Here is a 19,536-nt window from a genome sequence, read left to right on the forward strand (position 1 = left end):
GGGGGTGAGGAAGCGTGAGTATGCGGACTTTGGCGGCCACCGCAACGGTTTGTGTGGGTCTGGCCGGCGCCGGGTTGTGGTGGAACGCGTCCTCCGGCCCCGCCGCGGCGCCCGAGGTGCTCCGGCTGGACGCGCCCGCTCCGGCCGCGGGCGGCGGCGCGGCCCCGGCGGCGGCCGGGCTGGAGCGAACGCTGGAACGGCTCAAGGGAACGGGCGAGGCCAAGCCGGTGCCGCCGCTCGCCTTCGCCGACGGCGAGGGCCGCCGCGTCGACCTGTCGGAGTTCGCCGGCAAGCTGGTGCTGCTGAACCTGTGGGCGACCTGGTGCGGCCCCTGCGTGAAGGAGATGCCGGCGCTCGACCGCCTCCAGGCGCAACTGGGCGGCGACCGCTTCCAGGTGGTGGCGCTGTCGCTCGACCGTGGCGGCAAGGCGGCGGTCGAGCCCTTCTACCAGAAGACCGGCCTTGGCAATCTGGCGGTGTTCCTCGATCCCGGCAGCGCGTCGATGCAGGCGCTCGGCCTGCGCGGCCTGCCGACGACCCTGCTGGTCGACCCGGAGGGCCGGGAACTCGGCCGCGTCGAGGGCGCGGTGGAGTGGGATTCGCCCGAGGTGGTCGCCTTCCTGCGCCGGCAGGCCGGGCACGGATCGGGGCCGGCGCGCGGCCGGGGCGCCGCCGGGACCGGCGGATGAGTCAAGAAAAAGGGGGCGCCAAGAAAAAGGGGGCGGGGCGATCCACCCCACCCCCCGTCACGCCATCGCTGCGGCCGGCTTAGAAATCCTCGTCGCCGCCGAAGCCGGGATCCTCGTCCCAGCCGCCGGCTTCGGGTTCCGGCTCGGGCTGAGCTTGCGGCTGCGCTTCGGCCGCGTTGGCCTCGCCGCCGCCGGAGAACATGCTGGACAGCGCGCTGCCGATCAGCATGCCGCCGGCGACACCCGCCGCCGTCTGCATGGCGCCGGCCATGAAGCCGCCGCCGGCGCGCGGCTGCTGGGCGTAGGCCGCGACGCGCGGGTCGCCGTAGGCCGGCGCGGCCGGCGTGGCGCCCGCCGCCGCACCCCAGGGCGAGCCGGCCGGGCGCTGCGGGGCCGCCGGAGCCGGGGCCGGCCGGCCGCCGCCGCCGAACAGCCCGCCGAACAGCCCGCCGCCGCCGGCCGGGGCCTGGGCGGGCGGGCGGGCGCGGAGCTGCTGCTCCAGCTCCTCGTTGCGGGCCTGGGAGGCGGCGAGCGCCTGCTCCAGCATGACGACGGCCTGGGCCATCAGGTAGGGGGCCGCCGGCTGGCGGGCGACGCTGTCGCGGATGTGGGCCTCGGCCTGCGGGTCGCGGGGGCCGGACTGGGCCTCGGCCTGACGCAGCTTGGCGAACAGGTCGTCGATGATCTGGCGTTCGGTCTGGTCCATGGCGATGCTCGTGTGCTCGACGGATTGAAGGGGGTAGGGGGAAGGCGGCGCCTTACTCGTCGCGCTGTCCCATGAGCTGCATCAGCATCTGGAACAGGTTGATGAAGTTCAGGTAGAGCGACAGGGCGCCCATGACGGCCAGCTTGGTGTTGGTCTCCTGGCCGTAATGCTCGGCGTACTCCTCCTTGATGCGCTGGGTGTCGTAGGCGGTCAGGCCGGTGAAGACGACGACGCCGATCACCGAGATGGCGAACTGGAGCGCGCTGGAGCCGACGAAGATGTTGACCAGGCTGGCGATGACGATGCCGATCAGGCCCATCGCCAGGAACGAGCCCATCTTCGACAGGTCGCTCTTGGTGGTGTAGCCCCACAGGCTCATGCCGGCGAACATCGCCGAGGTGATGAAGAAGACGCGGGCGACACTGGCGCCGGTGAACACCAGGAAGATCGAGGCCATCGACACGCCCATGACGGCGCAGAAGGCCCAGAACAGCCCCTGGAGGCCGCTGGCGGACATCCGCTCAAAGCGCCAGGACAGCACCATGATGAAGGCCAGCGGCGCCAGCATCACCACCCATTTCAGCGGCGTGGTGAAGATCGGCACGTAGAGCGCCGGGGTGCTGGAGACGAGGAAGGCGACCACGCCGGTGAGGGCGAGGCCGAGCACCATGAAGTTGTAGACCCGCAGCATGTGCTGCCGCAGGCCCTGGTCGAAGGCGGCCTGGTCGACGCCGTGGCCGAAGGCCCCGTACGGCTGCTGGTTGTTGGGGTGTTGGTTCCACATGATGGCCTCGTGAGGGAGAAGGTGGTGTGCCGGGGAAAGCGTCGGCGGACGGTCAGAACCAGGAGGCGTGCGCCGCTTCGGCCAGGGTGAGGAGCGTGTCGGGCGGCAGGTCGGCGCAGAGCGCGTAGACGTGGTGCCCCTGGCGCCAGTAGACGACCGACACGCCGTTGAGGATCGCCGCCTCTGGCGCGGTCACCGCGAAGCGGTCGTCGTCCGCGGCGAACAGCGTGACCCGCTCGAACTCGGTGGTCGTGTAGACCACCTGGACCGCGCTGCCCTCGTCCCACGGCACGATGCGCGAGACGAGCGGGATCAGGCGGTCGGGGAAGGTGGGAATCGGCAGCGACGCGCCGACGGCGCGCGAGATGACCTTGGCCAGCCCCGAGCTGTTCTCCGGCGCCATGCCGAGATCGGCCGATCCGGCGGTGACGGCGGTGCGGTAGGCCTCGACCGCCTCGTCGGCGAAGACGGGGATCGGGTGCGCCGCCGCGACCGGATCGATCAGCACGTTGCCGACCAGGGTGTGGGCGGTCCAGCCGATGCCGACCAGGGCCGCCGCCGTCAGCGCCATGCGCAGCCGGCGGGGCGGGTGCCGTCCGCGCTGGTTGGCGGCGGCCGGAGCGGCAGCCGGAGTGGGGGATGGCGCGGGCTCGTCCACCGTCTCCCGCACGGCGGCGTCGCCGTGCAGGAACAGGCGGATCTCGTCGCGCTGCCGCAGATCCTGCATCACGCGCGCGGCCAGCACCGGGTTCGCCTGGAGATAGGCCTCGACCTCGATCCGGCGCGCCGGGTCGAGCTGGTCGTCGACATAGGCCAGCAGGTCCGCTTCAAGGATGGGGGACGGCATGCTTCACCTCACCAGGCGCAAATGCGAGGCCGGCGTCTGGCCGGCGGCGCGCAGGGCCGCGCGGGCCCGGCCGAGCCGGGACATCAGGGTGCCGAGGGGGATGCCCAGGCAGTCGGCGGCGTCGCGGTAGCTCATCCCGTCGATCGCCACCAGCGTCAGCACCGCGCGCTGGTCCTCGGGCAGGGCCATCATGGCCCGCATGGTCTCGTTCAGCGCGATGCGGTCGGTCTGGTCGGGGACGTGGGCGTCGCCGGCCTGGGCGGCGAGCAGCGCCTCGGCCTCGCTCTCGGTCCGCCGGCGGCGGCAGCGGGAGACATGGGCGTTGTGCACGATGGCGAGCAGCCATCCCTTGACGTCCCGGCCCTCCTGGAAGCCGTGGCTTCCCTCCAGGGCGCGCAGGGCGGTCTCCTGCACCAGATCGTCCGCCCGCTCGCGGTCGCGCGTCAGCACCAGCGCGTAGCGGCGCAGCAGCCCGAGGTGGCGTGAGATGTCCATGCTCTCCCTGTCGACGGTTCCAACCCCCAGCATACGCCGGGCGCCCCGCCCTTAATCCCCGCCGGGAGCGATCTTTTTCATGAATTTATTGTCATGATCCGGCGGCTTGCAAAGTGCCCCTCCCTCCCCATATGAACCGCCGCGCGAAATCAGGATGGAGCAATCCCGCCCGCCGGGCGGGGTATGAATGGACAGCACGCCAAGCGGCCCCCGACGGCCGCGGGGGATCGGATCTCCGGTCGTCCGCGGCGGCCCCAATTCCCGGACGGCGCGGCCGTCTCGATTGTCCTGGACGGCGATGCTCCGTCCGTCCTCCGCTCCGCGCCGCCGCCCCGGCCGCGCGCGCCATCCCGACCGCTCCCCCTCCCACGGCCCCTTCCATGGCCCCGTCCGCTCCGGCGGCGCGCTTTGGCGCGCCCGGCCGGCGGCGCCTGCCTTTTCCAACCAGGAACCCCCCGATGCTCACCTTTGAGATCGCCATCATCGTCGCGCTGACGCTCCTCAACGGCGTGTTCGCCATGTCGGAGCTGGCCGTCGTCTCGTCCCGCAAGGCCCGGCTCCAGCATCTGGCCGAGCGCGGCGACCGGGGCGCCCGCGCGGCGCTGCGGCTGATCGAGGATCCGAGCCGCTTCCTCAGCACCGTCCAGATCGGCATCACCATGGTCGGCGTCATCGCCGGCGCCTATGGCGGCGCCACGCTTGGCGACCGGCTCGGCCAGTGGCTCGACACCATCCCCGTCTTCGCCGGCAAGGGCGAGGTGGTCGGCGTCGGCGGCGTGCTGGTCGCCATCACCTACCTGTCGATCGTGCTGGGCGAGCTGATCCCCAAGCGCATCGCGCTGAAGAGCCCCGAGCGCATCGCCTCGCTGATCGCCCAGCCGATGCGCCTGCTGTCGCGCGTCGCCGCCCCCTTCGTCTGGCTGCTGGGCGCCTCGACCGACCTGCTGCTGCGCCTGCTCGGCCTCCAGGGCGAGCGCGAGGAGACGGTGACGGAGGAGGAAATCCGCTCGATGATCTCCGAGGGCACCCAGGCCGGCGTCTTCGCCCCGGCCGAGAAGGAGATGATCGACGGCGTGCTGCGGCTGGCCGACCGGACGGTGCGCAGCATCATGGTTCCCCGGCCGGACGTCGTCTGGCTCGATCTCGGCAAGCCGCAGGCCGACCTGCTGGCGGCGATCCGCGCCGGCGCCCACTCGCGCTACCCGGTGTGCCGTGGCGCGCTGGACGAGCTGGTCGGCGTCGTCCACACCCGCGACCTGCTCGACGACGCGGTGCAGGGCCGGCCGTTCGATCTGGCGACGAGCGCCGCCAAGCCGATGATCGTCCATGACGGCACGCCGATCCTCAAGCTGCTCGACCTGATGAAGTCCACGGGCCACCATCTGGCCATGGTGGTGGACGAGTATGGCAGCCTTGAAGGGCTGGTCACGCTGACCGACATCCTGGAGATCATCGCCGGCGACCTGCCGGAGGTCGGCGAGGCTCCGGAAACCGCCGCCATCCGCCGCGAGGACGGGTCCTGGCTGGTCGAGGGCTGGATGCCGGTGGACGAGTTCGAGGACACGGTGGGCCTGCGCGGCCTGCGCGGGCAGGGCGACTACCACACCGTCGCCGGCCTCGTGCTGCACCGCCTCGGCCATGTGCCGCAGGCGGGGGAGGCCTTCGTGCAGGACGGCGTGCGCGTCGAGGTGGTCGACATGGACGGGCGCCGCATCGACAAGGTGCTGGTCGTGCCGGCGGTCGAACGGGAAACGGCGGCGGCCGGCTGAGCCGTGGCGGCCTCCCGCGACGGGGGTTCATGAGGCGGGAGGGGCCGTGAAGGTGGTGCTGCTGACGTGTCTGCTGGTGCTGGTCCTGCTGCTCGCCGGGCCGGCCTTCGTGATCGCCTCCGGCACCGCGACGCTGGGCGTCGACTGGACGCGGGCGGACCGCAGCCCGGTCGGCCTCGCGCCCGATCCGGCCGCGACGCCCGAGGCGGTGGTCCAGGTCTACGCCGCCCGCGCCCTGTCCTGGCGCGGCGCCTTCGGCGTGCATCCCTGGTTCGCGGTGAAGCCGGCCGGCGCGCGGGCCTACACCGTCTACGAGGTGGTGGGCTGGCGGGTCTACCGTGGCCTGCCGGCCGTGGCGGTCAGCAACCGCGACCCGGACGGGCGCTGGTTCGGCGCCCAGCCGGTCGTGCTGGCGGAGCTGCGCGGCGCGGCGGCGGCGGCGGCCATCCCCAGGATCGCGGCGGCGGCCGGCAGCTACCCCTACGCCGGGGAATACCGGGTGTGGCCCGGCCCCAACAGCAACACCTTCGCCGCCTGGGTGGCCCGCGCCGTTCCGGAACTGCGGCTCGACCTGCCCTCCACGGCGCTCGGCAAGGATTATCTGGGGAGCGGGCTGGTCGCGCGGGCGCCCAGCGGCACCGGCTGGCAGCTCAGCCTGTTCGGCGTCGCCGGTCTGCTGGTAGCGTGGGAGGAGGGGCTGGAGCTCAACCTGCTCGGCCTCACCGTCGGCGTCGATCCACTGGATCTCGCGGTCAAGCTGCCCGGCGTCGGCCGCATCGCTCTGCGCACGGAGGCCGCGCCGCCGGCCTGACCGCCGCCGCCATGGGGAGGCCGCCCCGGTCAGGTGTCGAGGCAGCCGCCCTTCGGGGCGACGGTGATGCGGATCAGTTCGGCGCTGCCGCCGCCGAAGACGTTGCCGCCGGTGTAGGTCAGGCAGCCCTCGTTGCGGTAGATGACCTGGAGCCGCTGGGCGTCGTTGCCGAAATAGAAGGGGATCCAGCGCTTGCCGGTCTCGTGCCGGATCATGTTGTCCGGCGCGCCGATCAGGCCCGACACCTCCTCCATCGTCATGCCGATCTGGAGCTTGGCGAAGCGGCTGCCGGCGGCCGGCGTGCCGATCATCTCGCCCTCGAAACGGCCGTCGCGCGACTTCACCAGCCGCGCGCCCGGCGTCGAGGGCGCCGCGGAGGCGCTGGCGCCGGGCCCGCTCGCGGAGGCCGCGCCCTGCTGCTGCCCGGCGCAGCCGGCCAGCAGGGCCAGAACCGGCAACGCCGCCCGGATCATCCTTCCCGCCATGTCGTCGCTCCCCACCCTGTGTCGTGTGTCGGCCGTTGCCGATCGGCGCCAACTATGGGTTGGATCGTCCCGGCGCGATATTGGCAAAGGCGGATGAGACGGGCCCGGAGGGGGTAGGACGGTGGGATGCGCCGGGCGGGCGGTCACGGCGTCGGAACGCCGGCCCGGCGGCCGCTGTAGTTGCGGAACAGGTCGTAGTCGGTCCGGCATTCGACCTGTTCCAGCCCGGCGCTGGCCATGGCCCGCGTGATGACCTCCGGCGCGACGCAGCGGTCGATCGTCTCCCAATAGTAGCGCATCAGCGTGCGCCCGCTCTCGCCGCCGCCGCTGAGCCGGGAGACCGCCGGCACGACCATGCCGAGATAGGCGCCGGTCAGACGCCGGGTGAAGGGGCGGGACGGCCGGCCGATCTCCATCGCCAGCACGATCCCGCCCGGCCGCAGCACGCGGTGGAACTCGCGGAAGGTGGCGGCGAGGTCGCCGACATGCCGCAGGGCGTAGCCGATCGTCACCAGATCGACGCTGGCGTCGGCGAGCGGCAGCGAGTCCGCGACGCCCTGGATCAGCGGAATGGGCAGGGTCCGCCGCGCCTCGGCCAGCATGGCCTCGCTGAGGTCCAGCCCGATGACGTCCGCCGCGTCGCCGCACAGCGCCACCGCCTCGCGGGCGACCAGCCCGGTGCCGATGGCGACGTCGAGCACCCGCATCCCCGGCCGCAGCCCGGCCCGCCGCAGGCACTGCGCGCGGTACCAGGAGCCGGAACCCAGGGCGAAGATCGCGTTGATGCGGTCGTAATGGTGGGCGGTGCGGTTGAACAGCCCGCGCACGAAGCGGAGCCGCTGGGCCGTGTCCGGGTAGTAGGAGTCGAGGACCGGATGCGGCTCGACCGTGGGCGCGGGGGGGCCGCCGGCTCGCGGGGCTTGCTCGATCGGCACGGCCATCCTCCTCCGTCCTGCGACACGCGGGATCCGACAGGACGCGCATCTTCGGCGGGCCGGGTCCGGCGGGCAAGCGGAAATCATTCGGAGTGGGGTGGGTAATCATTTCGGTGTATGACGAGGACATGGCCGCCGATGATGAAATCCCGAAGGCGGAACTGAAAGGATATGTCTTTCGGCCAGCAGCCGAACAAACAGGCGAATTCTTGTTTTGCCTCTGGATCGCGCGCGACGTGTTTTGATAGAAGGGATTCGGTGACTTCTGGTCGAACACTGAAGAGAGCGGCAACGCGCATGCTGTCGAACGGTTCGGATTGCGACTGCGACGTTCTGGTGGTTGGCGGAGGCCCCGCCGGCTCGACGGCCGCGGCGCTGCTGGCGGAGAAGGGCCATCGGGTGGTCCTGCTGGAAAAGGACCGCCACCCGCGCTTCCACATCGGCGAATCCCTGCTGCCCTGCAATCTGCCGCTGCTCCAGCGGCTCGGCGTGCTGGAGGAGGTCGAGCGGATCGGCATGTTGAAATACGGGGCCGAGTTCGTCTCGCCCTATCACGGCAAGGCCGTCACCTTCGACTTCGCCAACGCCTGGGACAAGAGCCGCCCCTACGCCTATCAGGTCCGCCGCTCGGAGTTCGACCACATCCTGATCCGCAACGCCGCCGCCAAGGGTGCCACCGTCGTCGAGGGCTGCAAGGTGACGGACGTCGAGGTCGGGGAGGGCGGTTCCGTCGCCACCGCCCGCCGGGACGACGGCACCACGCGGACGATCCGCGCGCGCTTCCTGGTCGACGCGTCCGGCCGCGACACGCTGCTGGCCTCGCGCTTCGGCATCAAGCGGCGCAACGCCAAGCACAACAGCGCCGCGATGTTCGGCCATTTCACCGGCGCCCGGCGGCTGCCCGGCAAGGCGGAAGGCAACATCACCGTCTTCTGGTTCGACCATGGCTGGTTCTGGTTCATCCCGCTCGCCGACGGCACCACCAGCGTCGGCGCGGTCTGCTGGCCCTATTACTTCAAGACGCGCAAGACGGACCAGACCCGCTTCTTCCTCGACACCGTCGCGCTGTGCCCGGCGCTGGCGGAGCGGCTGGAGGGAGCGGAGCTGACCGGGCCGGTGACGGGGACCGGCAACTTCTCCTACCAGTCCGACCGCATGGCGGGACCGGGCTACGTGATGCTGGGCGACGCCTTCGCCTTCATCGACCCGGTCTTCTCGACCGGCGTCTATCTGGCGATGAACAGCGCCTTCGAGGGCGCCGAGGCGGTCGACGCCTGCCTGCGCGAGCCGACGCGCCAGCAGCAGGTGCTGAAGCGGTTCGAACGCTCGGTGCGGCGGGGAATCGGCACCTTCTCCTGGTACATCTACCGGGTGACGACGCCGGCCCTGCGCAACCTGTTCATGGGGCCGCGCAACGTCCTGCGGGTGGAGGAGGCGCTGCTGTCCCTGCTGGCCGGCGACGTCTTCCGCCCGTCGCCGATCCGGGCGCGGCTGCGGATCTTCAAGGTGATCTACTACGCGAACGCCCTGCTCGACTTCAGAAGGAACCATGCGGCATGGCGGAAACGGCGACAGAACGTCCGCGCCCCCGTGGGCGAGGTGGTCTGACCCTTGCCGGCGGCTTCGCCGGCCTTGCCGGAGCGGTCCGGCGGGGCTGGGAATACCCGCTGTTCTACCTGCTGCTGCTCCTGTTCGGCCTCATGTCGCTGGCCTGGAGCCTGACGGCGGCGCTGCTCGACCCGCTGCTGCCGCGCCGGATCGCCCGGCCGCTCGGCCGTTTCGCGATCCGCTCGGGCTTCCGTGGCTACCTCGGCGTCCTGCGGGCCTGCGGCATCCTGAAGACCGACCTGTCGGCGCTCGACGCCCTGAAGGGGGACGAGGGGCTGGTCCTCTGCCCCAACCACCCCTCGCTGCTCGACGCGGTTCTGCTGATCTCCCACCTGCCCAACGTCGCCTGCATCGCCAAGGCGAAGGTGTACGACAACCTGTGCCTGGGCGGCGGCGCCCGCATGGCCGGCTACATCCGCAACGATTCGCCGGCCTCGCTGGTCAAGCTGGCGGCGCGGGAGGTGCGGGCCGGCCGGCAGCTCCTGATCTTCCCCGAGGGCACCCGCACCGCCCGCCCGCCGGTCGGCGCGCTGAAGGGCGGATTCGCGCTGATCGCCAAGACGGCCGGCGCGCCGGTGCAGACCGTCCTGATCGACACCAACACCCGTTTCCTCGGCAAGGGCTGGCCGCTGTTCCGCAAGCCGGAGTTCCCGCTGGTCTACACGGTCCGGCTCGGCCGGCGCTTCGAGCCGCCGGCCGACGTCCGCCGCCTCGTCGACGATCTCGAAGGCTATTACAGGTCGCAATTGTGAACGCCACTCCCATCGCTGCCGCCATTCCCGACGCCTCCACCAGCCACCTCGTCCTGATTCCCAGCTACAACACCGGGCCGAAGCTGGCCGAGACGGTGCGCGCCGCGCGCCGCCACTGGGCGCCGGTCTGGGTGGTGGTCGACGGTAGCACCGACGGCAGCGGCGCGGAGGTGGCCGGCATGGCCGCCGGGGATCCGCACCTGCGCGTGCTGGTGCTGCCGGCCAACCGTGGCAAGGGCGCCGCCGTGCTGCACGGGCTGGTCGAGGCGGAGCGCCACGGCTTCACCCACGCCCTGACCATGGATGCCGACGGCCAGCACCCGGCCGACCGCATCCCGCAGTTCCAGGGGGTGTCGCAGGCCAACCCCGGCGCGCTGGTGCTTGGCCGGCCGGTGTTCGACGCCACGGCGCCGCGCCTGCGGGTCGGCGGGCGCAGGATCTCGAACTGGTGGGCCAACCTGGAGACACTGTGGGGCGGGATCGGCGATTCGCTGTTCGGCTTCCGCGTCTACCCGATCGCGCCCCTGCGGGCGGTGATGGAGCGCAATCCGTGGATGCGCCGTTTCGACTTCGACCCGGAGGCCGCCGTGCGGCTGTGCTGGCGCGGCGTGCCGACGATCAACGTGCCGGCCCCGGTGCGCTACTTCAAGCCGGAGGAGGGCGGCGTCTCCCACTTCAACTATGGCCGGGACAACGCGCTGCTGACCTGGATGCACACGCGGCTGATGCTGGGTTTCCTCGCCCGGCTGCCGCTGCTGGCGCACCGGCGGATCCGCTCGCTGCGGGATCCGTCGGCCCGGCTCAGATCATCCCCCCGTTGATGGCGATCACCTGTCCGGAGATGTAGGCGGCCCGCTCCGACGCCAGGAAGGCAACGAGGTCGGCCACCTCCTCCGGCCGTCCGGCGCGCTTCATCGGCACCAGCTTCTTGACCGCGTCGGCGTCGAAGGCGCCGTCGGCCATCGGCGAGGCGATGATCCCCGGCGCCACCGCGTTGACGGTGATGCCGCGCGGCGCCAGCTCCAGCGCCAGCGACTTGGTGGCGCCGTGCAGCCCGGCCTTGGCGGCGGCGTAGTTGGTCTGGCCACGGTTGCCGGCGATCGCCGCGACCGAGGACAGGTTGACGATCCGGCCCCAGCGGGTGCCGATCATCGGCATCAGCAGCGGCTGGGTCACGTTGAAGAAGCCGTTCAGCGAGACGTCGATGACGCGGCTCCACTGCTCGCGCCGCATGCCGGGCATCACCGCGTCGTCGTGGATGCCGGCGTTGTTGACCAGGATCTGGATGGGGCCGGCCTCCAGCAGCGATTCCAGCGCGGCGGCGGTCGCCCCGGCGTCGGTGACGTCGAAGACCGCCGCCTCGGCCGACCCGCCGGCGGCGGCGATCTCCCCGGCCAGACTCCGGGCGCGCTCGGCGGCGGCGTTGGCGTGGATCAGCACATGGCAGCCGTCGGCGGCCAGCGCCCTGGCGATGGCGGCGCCCAGCGTGCCGCTGCCGCCGGTGACCAGCGCCCGCCTCACGGCGGGCCCATGCCGTTGGCCGGCGCGCCGCCGGGCGCCGCGTCGATGACCACGGCGGCGCGGCCGCTCAGCAGTTCGGCGCCGTCGGCGTGGATGGTGAAGGCGTAGATCACGCGGTTGCCCTCTCCGGTCAGGTTTTCCGCCTCGACGACGAGGTCGCCCGCGATGTCGTCGAGCCGCCCGACGTGGCAGGCGAGGTCGCGCAGGCTGGCGAGATAGCCGGCGGCCGGCGGGCGGCCCTCCGCCGCCCCGGTCAACCCGCCATGGGCCGCCATCGCCTGGGCGGCGTATTCCACCCCGCACAGCGCGGCCAGACGCCCGGCGTGGCGCAGCGGGTTGCCGGGATCGCGGTGGCTGGAGGCGGTGCAGCGGATGCGGCTGCGGTCCCAGGACAGGACGCCGTCGAGCAGGCGCATGGCGCCGGCGTGCGGAATGAGGCGGGCCAGCCCGTCCCGATCCAACCTGTCCCGATCCAACCTGTCCCGCATCGGCTCGTCCCGCGTCAAAGTCATGGCGCGCCGACCGTCACCAGCAGCCGGCCGCCGGGCGGCAGGTCGAGCACGACGGTTTCCCCGGCGCCGCCGGCCGACACGCGCGCCAGGGCGGCCAGCAGAGGCAGGGCGCGGGCGGTCGGGTTGCCGGCGCGCAGGGCCTCCAGCGCGTCGTCCGCCATCCGGCTCGGCGGTTCGCCGCTGTCGGACAGGGCGATGTCGAGCCGGGCGAAGGACCGGCCGGTCGGCTCCGGCGTCAGCACCAGCGCCATGCCGAAGGGGGCGGCGATCGGACGGACGGCGTGCAGCGGCTCGGGGTAGGGCAGGTCGTAGGCGATCAGCCCGACCGTCCAGCCCTCGGCGGCGACCTCGGCCATGGCCTCCAGCAGGCCGGCCTGGAAACTCTCGTCGTGGCTGGACAGGCTGGTCGAGGGCGCGTGGGAGCGGGTGGCGATGCTCCAGTAGCCGGCCGGGGCGTTGTGGACCGAGTTGTGGAAGCGCGTCGGCGAGATGCCGCGATCCTCCGACGCCAGCGTCTCCAGGATCTGGTGGAGGGTGTCGGGATCGCCGCTGGAGGAGGTGAAGACCGTGGCGACGCCGGCCGGGTCGCGGTCGGCCTGGGCCATCGCCTCCGCCCCCACGGCCATGGCGAGCTTCACGGTGGGCACGCTGCGCCGCCGCTCGGCCGGGGGCAGCAGCGGGCTCGGCGGCAGCGGGGCCGGCGCCGGCCGGTAGGGCAGGCGGCCGGCGAGGACGGGGCGCGATTCCTCCCAGCCGGCCAGACCGGGGCCGAGCAGGCCGACGCCCTCGACGAAGGCCCGCATCAGGCGGCCCATCCGAAGATCAGGCTGCTGTTGCTGCCGCCGAACCCGAAGGAGTTGGTCATCACCCGGTCCATGCGCCCGCTTTCGTTGGCCTGGAGGTAGCGGCTGCGCAGGGCGGGGTCGAGGTCGCGGGTCTGCGGGCTGCCGGGAGCCAGGCCGGCGCGCAGGCCGAGCACGCTGATCACCGCCTCGACGATCCCGGCCGCCCCCAGCGTGTGGCCGGTGTAGCCCTTGGTCGAGCTGACCGGGGTCCGCGTGCCGAACAGCGTGATGATCGCCCGGTCCTCCGCCGCGTCGCCGTGGGGGGTGGCGGTGCCGTGCAGGTTGACGTAGTCGATGTCGCCCGGCCGCAGCCCGGCGGCGGCGAGCGCCCGCTCCATGGCGAGCCGGGCGCCCAGACCCTCCGGGTGCGGCGTCGACATGTGGTGGGCGTCGCTGCTCTCGCCGGTCCCCAGCAGATGGACCGTTCCGGGCGGCGGGCGCGGGCCGGGCCGTTCCAGCAGGGCGAAGCCGGCGCCCTCGCCGAGCGAGACGCCGCCGCGATGGAGGTCGAAGGGGGCGCAGGGGGCGGGGGAGACCAGCTCCAGCGAATGGAAGCCGTAGAGCGTCGTCAGGCACAGGGAATCGGCGCCGCCGACCACCGCGGCGTCGCACAGCCCGGCCGAGATCATCCGCGCGGCGTTGGCGAACACCTTCGAGCTGGTGGCGCAGGCGGAGGAGACGACGAAGGCCGGCCCCGCCAGCCCCAGCCGGCGGCGGACGAACGCGCCGAGCGAGCCGGTGCTGTGGGTGGTCGCGAAGCGGAAGGCGGCCGGCAGGGCGCCGCTGTCCGGCGCGCGCTCCCGGTAGGCCAGCTCGGCGGAATGGATGCCGGAGGTGCTGGTGCCGAGGAACACGCCGATGCGGTGCGCCCCGTGGCGCGCCCGCGCCGCCGCGACCGCCGCCTCGAAACCGTCCTGGCGCAGCGCCAGCTCGGCCAGCCGGTTGTTGCGGCAGTCGTAGCCCTCCAGCCCGGCCGGCAGGCGGATGTCCCCGACGCCCGCGACCTCGCCGATGTGGGTGTCCAGCGTCGCCGTCTCGAACCGGCAGGGCGTCAGGCCGCCCCGGCCGTTGCGCAAAGCATCCAGGGTGGCATCCTGCCCGGCGCCGAGGCTGCTGACGATGCTCATATGGCTTAGGGCAAGTGTCTGCACGGCTGGGAGTCTTTTTGCTTTTGGACAGGACGGGCTGGGTGTTGCGGTTCCATTGTCGGGGGAATGCTAGCACCGGGCGTTTGTGCGGAGAAAGGGCAAATTGGACCGTTGCCTTTGCTTGAACGGCCTATGAAACCCTGCGGGCTATGAACAAGGTGTTGGCGAAGGGTGTGCCTTCGCTCATCGGCCGGGTGGCCACGGCGAAGCCCGGTTTCGCCAGCAGTTCGGCCCATTCCCGCGCGGGGCGGTAGGTCAGGGGCTGGCGCGGCCGGCCGCGCGCGGCGCAGGCCAGCCGCTCGGCCCAGCGGGTCGCCTGGAAGGGCAGACCGCCCTCCGCGTCGGCCTCGCGCAGCAGCAGGATCCCGCCGGGGGCGAGCGCCTCGGCGCAGCGGGCGAGCACGGCGGCCTGCTCCTCCCGGTTCAGATAGAGCAGCACGTCGAGGATGACGATCGCGTCGCTGGCCGGCAGCGGGACGTCGCGGATGTCGCCCTGCCGGACGCTGGCGGCGCCCAGCGCCGTCCGCGCCGTCCGCACCCGCCGCGCCGCGAGCTCGACGCCCTGGCAGGCGAGGCCGGTCGGCGGCGCCGGCCAGCCGGGCGGCCAGCCTCCCGCCGCGTGGCGCTCCGCCGCCGCGCGGAGCAGCGCCATCAGCACCCCCTGTCCGCAGCCGAGGTCGAGCAGCCGCCCGCCGGCCGGCAGCACCGGGTGGCGCATCAGGTGGCGGAAGACCGGATCGCCGCCGAGCTTGCCCCTGGCGAAGTGCCAGGCGTAACGGCCGCAGGGGCGGTAGGGCCGGGCCGCAGCCGCGACCAGATCCCGGAAGACGGCGTCAGTCATCGGCGGCCACCTCCAGCGACACCGCCGCCAGCGACACCGCCGCCAGCCCGCGCGCCGCGAAGGCATCGAGCAGGCGGGGCAGAACCTCCAGCACCACCGGCCGTCCGTCCGCCGTGCGCGCGGCGGAACCGTCGTGCAGCATCAGCAGGTCTCCGGCGGCGAGGTCGCGCAGGAGCCGCCGCTCCACCCCCGCCGGGTCGCGGCGCACGGCGTCGTAGCCGCGCCGGGTCCAGGTCGCCAGCCGCAGCCCGAAGCCGGCCAGCACCGGGTCGAGCAGCGGGTTGCGTAGCCCGGCCGGCGGCTTGAAGAAGCGCGGCGGCCGGCCGGCGAGCGTGGTCAGGATGCGCTGCGCCTCCCCCACCTCGCGGCGCAGCGCGCCGATGCCCATCGCGGCGAAGCGGTGGGAATGGTGCCAGCTGTGGTTCTCCACCGTGTGGCCGCCCTCGACGATGGCGCGGACCAGGCCGGGGTGGTCGGCCGCCCGCCCGGCGATGCAGAAGAAGCTGGCCCTGGCCCCGGCTTGCGCCAGCAGGGCGAGCACGGCGGGCGTCACCTGCGGGTCCGGCCCGTCGTCGAAGCACAGGCCGATCTGGCCGAGCCGGGCGTTGCGCGCGGGCAGGCGCCGCAGGTTGGCGCCGAGCAGCGCGCTGCGCGGCCACAGCCCGAGGGCGCCGAGCAGCGCGTGGTTGCCGGCCAGCGCCCCAAGCGCCCACGGCCACGCGGCGGGCTGGACCGCGACGCCGGCCAGGGCGGCGGCGTGCAGAACCGCCGAGGCGCGGATCAGCGGCGACGGCGACCAGCGCCGGGGCTCAGCCATGGCCGGACCTCCCCGCGCCCACGGGCGCCGGACCGCCCAGCACGGCGGCGAAGGCGAGGCTGAGGAAGGCGCCGATGGCGACGGTCATGCCGATGCCGTGCAGCACCGGGATGCCGGAGAAGGCCAGCGTGCCGAAACCGATGACGGCGCACAGGTTGGCGACGACCACCGAGACGACGGTGCGCTCGCGCAGGGGGGGCGACGGCTCCGGCCGCTCGAACAGCAGCGAGTAGTTGGAGCCGACGCCGACGACCAGCAGCAGCCCGACCAGATGGAAGATCGACAGCGCCTGGCCCAGCGCGGTCAGCAGCGCCACGGTGATGACCACCGCCGCCGCCAGCGGCAGCACCGCCGCCACCAGCGAGCGCGGCGACCGCAGGGCCGCCGCCAGCAGCGCGGTGATCGCCAGCCCGCCGAGCAGCGCCAGCGTCAGCGCCTCCTGCCGGTAGCTGCGGTAGAGCCGGTCGGATTCCTCCTTCAGGTTCAGCAGGACGGCGCCCCGCGCCGAGGGATCCCCGGCCAGCCGGGCGGCCAGCGCCGGCGGGTCGGCGACGCCGCGCAGCGGCAGCATCGCGGTCCAGCCGGCGCCGCCGCGAACCAGCAGCGAGTCGAGCTTCAGCTTCAGGCCGGTGCCCTCCAGGCTCGCGCGCGTCAGCGGGGGCATGGTCCGCGCCGCCGCGACGTCGGCCAGGAAGGGCGCGAAGACGTCCGGCCGGAAGGGCAGACCTTGCGACGCCTGGGCGAGGGCATCGCGCAGGCGGTCGGGCTCGGGCAGGGCGGCCTGCCGGGCGCGCTGGGTGGCGAGGCTCGGCAGGTGGACGGCCGGGGAGTCGTAGCCGCCCAGCACCCCCTGGCGGACCAGCGCGTCGAGCGGCGTCGCCAGCCGCTCGGCGGCGGCGAGCGCCCCGTCCGGCGTGGGAGCGGCGATGACCAGCAGATGGCTGACGTCGGGGGCGCCGAGGTCGCGGCGCAGCGCCTCGTCCAGCCGCTGGTCGGCCTCGGCCACCGGGCTCAGGCTCGACAGCTCGCCCGACCACGCCGTCGGCCCGAGATGGACCAGCCAGCCGAGCGACAGCAGGGTCGCCAGGGCGAGCGGAATCCGCAGGCGCGGGGCGGCGCCGGTCAGGGCGTTCAGCAGCGCCGCGAGCCGCGCCGGCCGCTGCGTGGCGAAGCCGTCCGGCAGCAGGACGGGCAGCACCCAGCGGGTGACGGCCAGCGCCACCGCCAGCCCGGTGATGGAGAAGAGGCCGAGCTGGGCCAGACCGCTGAAGCTGGAGAACAGCAGGGTGGCGAATCCGACGATCGAGGTGGCGACCCCGAGCAGCAGGGTCGGCCAGATCCGCCGCAGGGTGTCGCGCGCCGTCTGTCCGGGCAGCGTCTGGGTGAAGAGGTAGACGGCGTAATCGACGGTCTCGCCCAGCAGGGTCACGCCGAAACCCAGCGTGACGCCGTGCACCGTGCCGAATCCCAGGCTGACCGCCGCGACTCCGGCCAGGGCGCCGCTGATCGTCGGCAGCAGCGACAGCGCCAGCGCGCCGAGCGAGCGGTAGACCAGCAGCAGCATCCCCGCCACCAGCGCCGTCGCCAGGATGGAGGAGCGGGTCGCGTCGGCCTCGATCCGGTCGCGGGTCTGGACGGAGAAGACGCCCGGCCCGGTCATAACCAGCCGGGCGGTCCCGGCCCCGGCCCCGGCCCCGGCAGCGCCATCGGCGGCGTTGGTGCTGGCGTCGGCGCTGGCGGTGGCGGCGCGGGCCTCCTCGAAGGCGGCGCGGATCAGCGCCAGCGCGCGCTGCTGCGCGTCGATGTCGAAGCCGGGGGCGGCGGTCTGCACCAGCAGCAGCGCGCGCGCGCCATCCGCCGACACCCACACCCCGTCGCGGCTGGCCGGCCCGCCGGCCTCGCCCAGCACCCGGTCGGTCAGGGTCAGGATCTCGGCGGTCGGGTCGTTCGGCAGCGCCTGTTTCAGGAACATCCCGGCGGGGGATTGCAGCAGGCGCAGATCCTCCTCCAGCGCCCGGCGCAGCCCCTCGGCGGTGAAGCGTTCCGGCGTGACGGCCGGGCTGAGCAGGTAGCGGTTGGTCCAGAGATAGGCGGCGTCCGCCCCGCGCCCGGTCCGCTCGCCGTTCTCGACCGCCGCTATCAGGGGGTCGCCGCGCAGCCGGGCCGCCGTCGCGCGGCTGAGCCGTGTCAGGCTGTCCGGCGCCGCCCCCTCCAGCCCCACCAGCACGAGGCGCGACACGACGCCGTCGCGCAGCTGGTCCACGAGCACCTGCTGGGCGGCCGAGGGCGAGCGGGGCAGGAAGGCGGAGATGTCGGCGGTGACGGTCGCCCGCGCCACCAGCAGGGCGCAGACGGCCAGCCCGGCCAGCCACAGCGCCACCGCCCACCATCCGGCCTTGCCCCGCGCGGCGACGGTCACGGCGGATCCGGAAGGATCGTCATGCTGGACCGGTCGCCGTCGGCCTGATGGACGTCGATCCGGCCGATCCCGGCCTTCCGGCCGGCGATCTCGATCCGCCCGACCATGGCGCGGGCCTCGGCCGCGCGCGGCGTCAGCCGCATGAGCCAGCCCTCCGGCGTGCCCTCCAGCGCGACGTCGTAGAAGCGCATCATGGTCGGGACGTCGCCGCGCAGCGTCGCCCGGATGCTCTCCACGTAGGTCTGGATTTCCGGCATGGAGGACACCGACAGGCTGCGCGACGCCCCGTCCGCCCGCGTCAGGGTCAGCCGGTCGCCCTCGACCCGCAGACTCTCCTGCTGGGGCTGGAGCGTCGTCTTCTCCAGCCGGTCGGGGCGGCGGTAGGTCAGGGTGCCGCTGCTCTCCAGCGGGGTGTCGAGCAGGCTGACCGTCCGGGTCTCTGTGAAGCGGGCGCTGGAGGCCTGGACCTGCGCGAAGGCGGCGAACAGCTCCGTCAGCCCCCACGGCCGGTCCGCCGCGCCCGCTCCGGCCGGCGGCAGGGCGGCGGCCAGCAGGGCGGCGACGGCCGCCGCGATGCGGCGCCGGGCCGGGCTATTTCCAGAAATCATAGAAATTGAACCAGTTGTAGGGGGAGGAAAGGGCGTGGTGCTCCAGCCGGTCGGCGAAGCGCCCGACGGCCCAGCGCACGAGGCCGGGCCGTTCGGCGGCCGGCACGTCGGAGAAGTCGGCGATCCGCTCGAAATGCACGTCGTAGCGTCCGCCGCCCTGGTAGAGCCCGACCATCAGCACGACCGGCCGCCTCAGCATGGCGGCGAGCTGGAAGGGGCCCAGCGCGAAGGCCGCCGGCTCGCCCAGGAAGGGCAGGCGGATCTCCTCCTCGCCGTCCAGCGTGCGGTCGGCGAGCATGCCGACGAAATGGCCGCGATCGAGGCTTTCGCGCACCTTCAGCATCGATTCCGGCCGGCCCAGCGCGATCACCTCCAGCGACAGCGCCGGGTTGATGGCGTTCAGCACCGAATTGATCTTGCGCGCGTTCTCCTCGTACATCACGAGGCTGACGCGCAGGTCGCGCTGGCGGCGGCCGAGCGCGCGGACCGCCTCGAAGCTGCCCATGTGGGCGCCGAGCAGCAGGCAGCCCTCCCCCCGTTCCATCAGCTCGATGGCGATGTCCTCGCCATGGACGCGGATGTCGAAGGCGGCGGTCTGGTCGTTCAGGAAGAAGACGCGGTCGAGCAGGCAGGCGGCGAAGACATGGTAGTGGCGGAACAGGTCGCCGAAGCGCGGCGGCCGGCCCAGCGCCCTGGCGAGGAAGCGCGCCGACCCGGCCCTCGGCTTGCGCGAGAAGAGGACGAAGTAGAGGCAGATGGGGGGAAGCAGCAGCCGGGCCGTCGTCCGGCCGAGGCGCAGCGCTACCCAGACGATGAAGCGGATCGCCGCCGTCGTGCTGCGTTCCGGCCGGGTCATCCACTCCTTGCGGCGGCGGAGCCGGCCGGGGCGGGGCGGGGCGGCGTCGTCCGCGGCGGCGGACGCGGCGGTGTCCGGCGGCGGATTC

The 19,536-nt window shown here is 73.2% G+C and carries 21 protein-coding genes; 6 read left to right on the top strand and 15 right to left on the bottom strand.

Features of this window, described 5'->3' with window-relative positions:
- The first annotated feature begins 20 nt into the window (after nucleotides 1–20).
- On the top strand, nucleotides 21–689 hold the full coding sequence (locus J2847_RS14015) for a TlpA family protein disulfide reductase (protein ID WP_209779552.1): 669 nt from the start codon (nucleotides 21–23) through the stop codon (nucleotides 687–689).
- Between the two features lie 79 nt (nucleotides 690–768).
- Here the strand turns inward: J2847_RS14015 and J2847_RS14020 are convergent, their stop codons facing one another.
- The 4 genes from J2847_RS14020 to J2847_RS14035 are packed head-to-tail and all read right to left on the bottom strand — an operon-like array spanning nucleotide 769 to nucleotide 3,521.
- Nucleotides 769–1,395, bottom strand: coding sequence for a DUF2076 domain-containing protein (locus tag J2847_RS14020; protein ID WP_209779553.1), 627 nt, complete (start codon nucleotides 1,393–1,395; stop codon nucleotides 769–771).
- Between the two features lie 52 nt (nucleotides 1,396–1,447).
- Nucleotides 1,448–2,179, bottom strand: coding sequence for a Bax inhibitor-1/YccA family protein (locus J2847_RS14025; RefSeq protein WP_209779554.1), 732 nt, complete (start codon nucleotides 2,177–2,179; stop codon nucleotides 1,448–1,450).
- 52 nt (nucleotides 2,180–2,231) lie between these two features.
- Nucleotides 2,232–3,026: an anti-sigma factor family protein gene (locus J2847_RS14030; RefSeq protein ID WP_209779555.1), complete on the bottom strand. Its 795-nt coding sequence runs from the start codon at nucleotides 3,024–3,026 to the stop codon at nucleotides 2,232–2,234.
- Nucleotides 3,027–3,029: 3 nt separating this feature from the next.
- A complete protein-coding gene (locus J2847_RS14035; protein WP_209779556.1) occupies nucleotides 3,030–3,521 on the bottom strand; it encodes a sigma-70 family RNA polymerase sigma factor in 492 nt (163 codons plus the stop codon).
- Between the two features lie 458 nt (nucleotides 3,522–3,979).
- Here J2847_RS14035 and J2847_RS14040 point away from each other — a divergent pair, with 458 nt between their 5' ends.
- Nucleotides 3,980–5,290 carry a hemolysin family protein gene (locus tag J2847_RS14040; RefSeq protein ID WP_209779557.1) on the top strand — a complete coding sequence of 437 codons (1,311 nt, stop codon included), beginning with the start codon at nucleotides 3,980–3,982 and terminating at the stop codon, nucleotides 5,288–5,290.
- Nucleotides 5,291–5,336: 46 nt separating this feature from the next.
- Nucleotides 5,337–6,101 (top strand): DUF3750 domain-containing protein, encoded by a 765-nt coding sequence (locus J2847_RS14045; RefSeq protein ID WP_209779558.1) that lies wholly within the window; start codon nucleotides 5,337–5,339, stop codon nucleotides 6,099–6,101.
- 29 nt (nucleotides 6,102–6,130) lie between these two features.
- Here the strand turns inward: J2847_RS14045 and J2847_RS14050 are convergent, their stop codons facing one another.
- On the bottom strand, nucleotides 6,131–6,586 hold the full coding sequence (locus J2847_RS14050; RefSeq protein ID WP_209779559.1) for a hypothetical protein: 456 nt from the start codon (nucleotides 6,584–6,586) through the stop codon (nucleotides 6,131–6,133).
- Nucleotides 6,587–6,729: 143 nt separating this feature from the next.
- On the bottom strand, nucleotides 6,730–7,521 hold the full coding sequence (locus tag J2847_RS14055; protein ID WP_325169408.1) for a class I SAM-dependent methyltransferase: 792 nt from the start codon (nucleotides 7,519–7,521) through the stop codon (nucleotides 6,730–6,732).
- A gap of 297 nt (nucleotides 7,522–7,818) precedes the next feature.
- On the opposite strand from J2847_RS14055, the gene J2847_RS14060 reads away from it, so the two are divergent.
- From J2847_RS14060 to J2847_RS14070, 3 genes are read left to right on the top strand one after another with little or no spacing between them, the layout of a single operon-like run.
- Nucleotides 7,819–9,129 (top strand): NAD(P)/FAD-dependent oxidoreductase, encoded by a 1,311-nt coding sequence (locus J2847_RS14060; RefSeq protein ID WP_209779560.1) that lies wholly within the window; start codon nucleotides 7,819–7,821, stop codon nucleotides 9,127–9,129.
- Entirely contained in the window at nucleotides 9,078–9,881 is an 804-nt protein-coding gene (locus J2847_RS14065) for a lysophospholipid acyltransferase family protein (RefSeq protein WP_209779561.1), read from the top strand. The genes J2847_RS14060 and J2847_RS14065 overlap by 52 nt, the downstream gene beginning before the upstream one ends.
- Nucleotides 9,878–10,702, top strand: coding sequence for a glycosyltransferase family 2 protein (locus tag J2847_RS14070; protein WP_325169409.1), 825 nt, complete (start codon nucleotides 9,878–9,880; stop codon nucleotides 10,700–10,702). The genes J2847_RS14065 and J2847_RS14070 overlap by 4 nt, the downstream gene beginning before the upstream one ends.
- Here the strand turns inward: J2847_RS14070 and fabG are convergent.
- From fabG to J2847_RS14115, 9 genes are all read right to left on the bottom strand, one after another.
- Nucleotides 10,683–11,402 carry a 3-oxoacyl-ACP reductase FabG gene (gene fabG / locus J2847_RS14075; RefSeq protein WP_209779562.1) on the bottom strand — a complete coding sequence of 240 codons (720 nt, stop codon included), beginning with the start codon at nucleotides 11,400–11,402 and terminating at the stop codon, nucleotides 10,683–10,685. The two genes, J2847_RS14070 and fabG, sit on opposite strands and share 20 nt — an antisense overlap.
- Nucleotides 11,399–11,914 (bottom strand): hotdog family protein, encoded by a 516-nt coding sequence (locus tag J2847_RS14080; protein ID WP_209779563.1) that lies wholly within the window; start codon nucleotides 11,912–11,914, stop codon nucleotides 11,399–11,401. Before J2847_RS14080 ends, fabG begins: the two co-directional genes overlap by 4 nt.
- A complete protein-coding gene (locus J2847_RS14085; protein WP_209779564.1) occupies nucleotides 11,911–12,729 on the bottom strand; it encodes a beta-ketoacyl synthase chain length factor in 819 nt (272 codons plus the stop codon). Before J2847_RS14085 ends, J2847_RS14080 begins: the two co-directional genes overlap by 4 nt.
- The gene (locus J2847_RS14090) at nucleotides 12,717–13,910 is read right to left on the bottom strand and encodes a beta-ketoacyl-[acyl-carrier-protein] synthase family protein (protein WP_209779565.1); all 1,194 of its coding nucleotides are present in this window, start codon (nucleotides 13,908–13,910) and stop codon (nucleotides 12,717–12,719) included. Before J2847_RS14090 ends, J2847_RS14085 begins: the two co-directional genes overlap by 13 nt.
- Before the next feature lie 127 nt (nucleotides 13,911–14,037).
- A complete protein-coding gene (locus J2847_RS14095; RefSeq protein ID WP_209779566.1) occupies nucleotides 14,038–14,748 on the bottom strand; it encodes a class I SAM-dependent methyltransferase in 711 nt (236 codons plus the stop codon).
- Entirely contained in the window at nucleotides 14,741–15,565 is an 825-nt protein-coding gene (locus J2847_RS14100) for a polysaccharide deacetylase family protein (RefSeq protein ID WP_209779567.1), read from the bottom strand. The genes J2847_RS14095 and J2847_RS14100 overlap by 8 nt, the downstream gene beginning before the upstream one ends.
- Nucleotides 15,558–17,984 carry an MMPL family transporter gene (locus J2847_RS14105; RefSeq protein ID WP_209779568.1) on the bottom strand — a complete coding sequence of 809 codons (2,427 nt, stop codon included), beginning with the start codon at nucleotides 17,982–17,984 and terminating at the stop codon, nucleotides 15,558–15,560. Before J2847_RS14105 ends, J2847_RS14100 begins: the two co-directional genes overlap by 8 nt.
- Entirely contained in the window at nucleotides 17,981–18,592 is a 612-nt protein-coding gene (locus J2847_RS14110; RefSeq protein WP_209779569.1) for a LolA family protein, read from the bottom strand. Before J2847_RS14110 ends, J2847_RS14105 begins: the two co-directional genes overlap by 4 nt.
- On the bottom strand, nucleotides 18,576–19,448 hold the full coding sequence (locus J2847_RS14115) for an LpxL/LpxP family acyltransferase (protein WP_209779570.1): 873 nt from the start codon (nucleotides 19,446–19,448) through the stop codon (nucleotides 18,576–18,578). The genes J2847_RS14110 and J2847_RS14115 overlap by 17 nt, the downstream gene beginning before the upstream one ends.
- Between the last annotated feature and the right edge of the window lie 88 nt (nucleotides 19,449–19,536).

The sequence above is a fragment of the Azospirillum agricola genome, assembly GCF_017876095.1.
GTDB classification, from domain to species: Bacteria; Pseudomonadota; Alphaproteobacteria; order Azospirillales; family Azospirillaceae; genus Azospirillum; species Azospirillum agricola.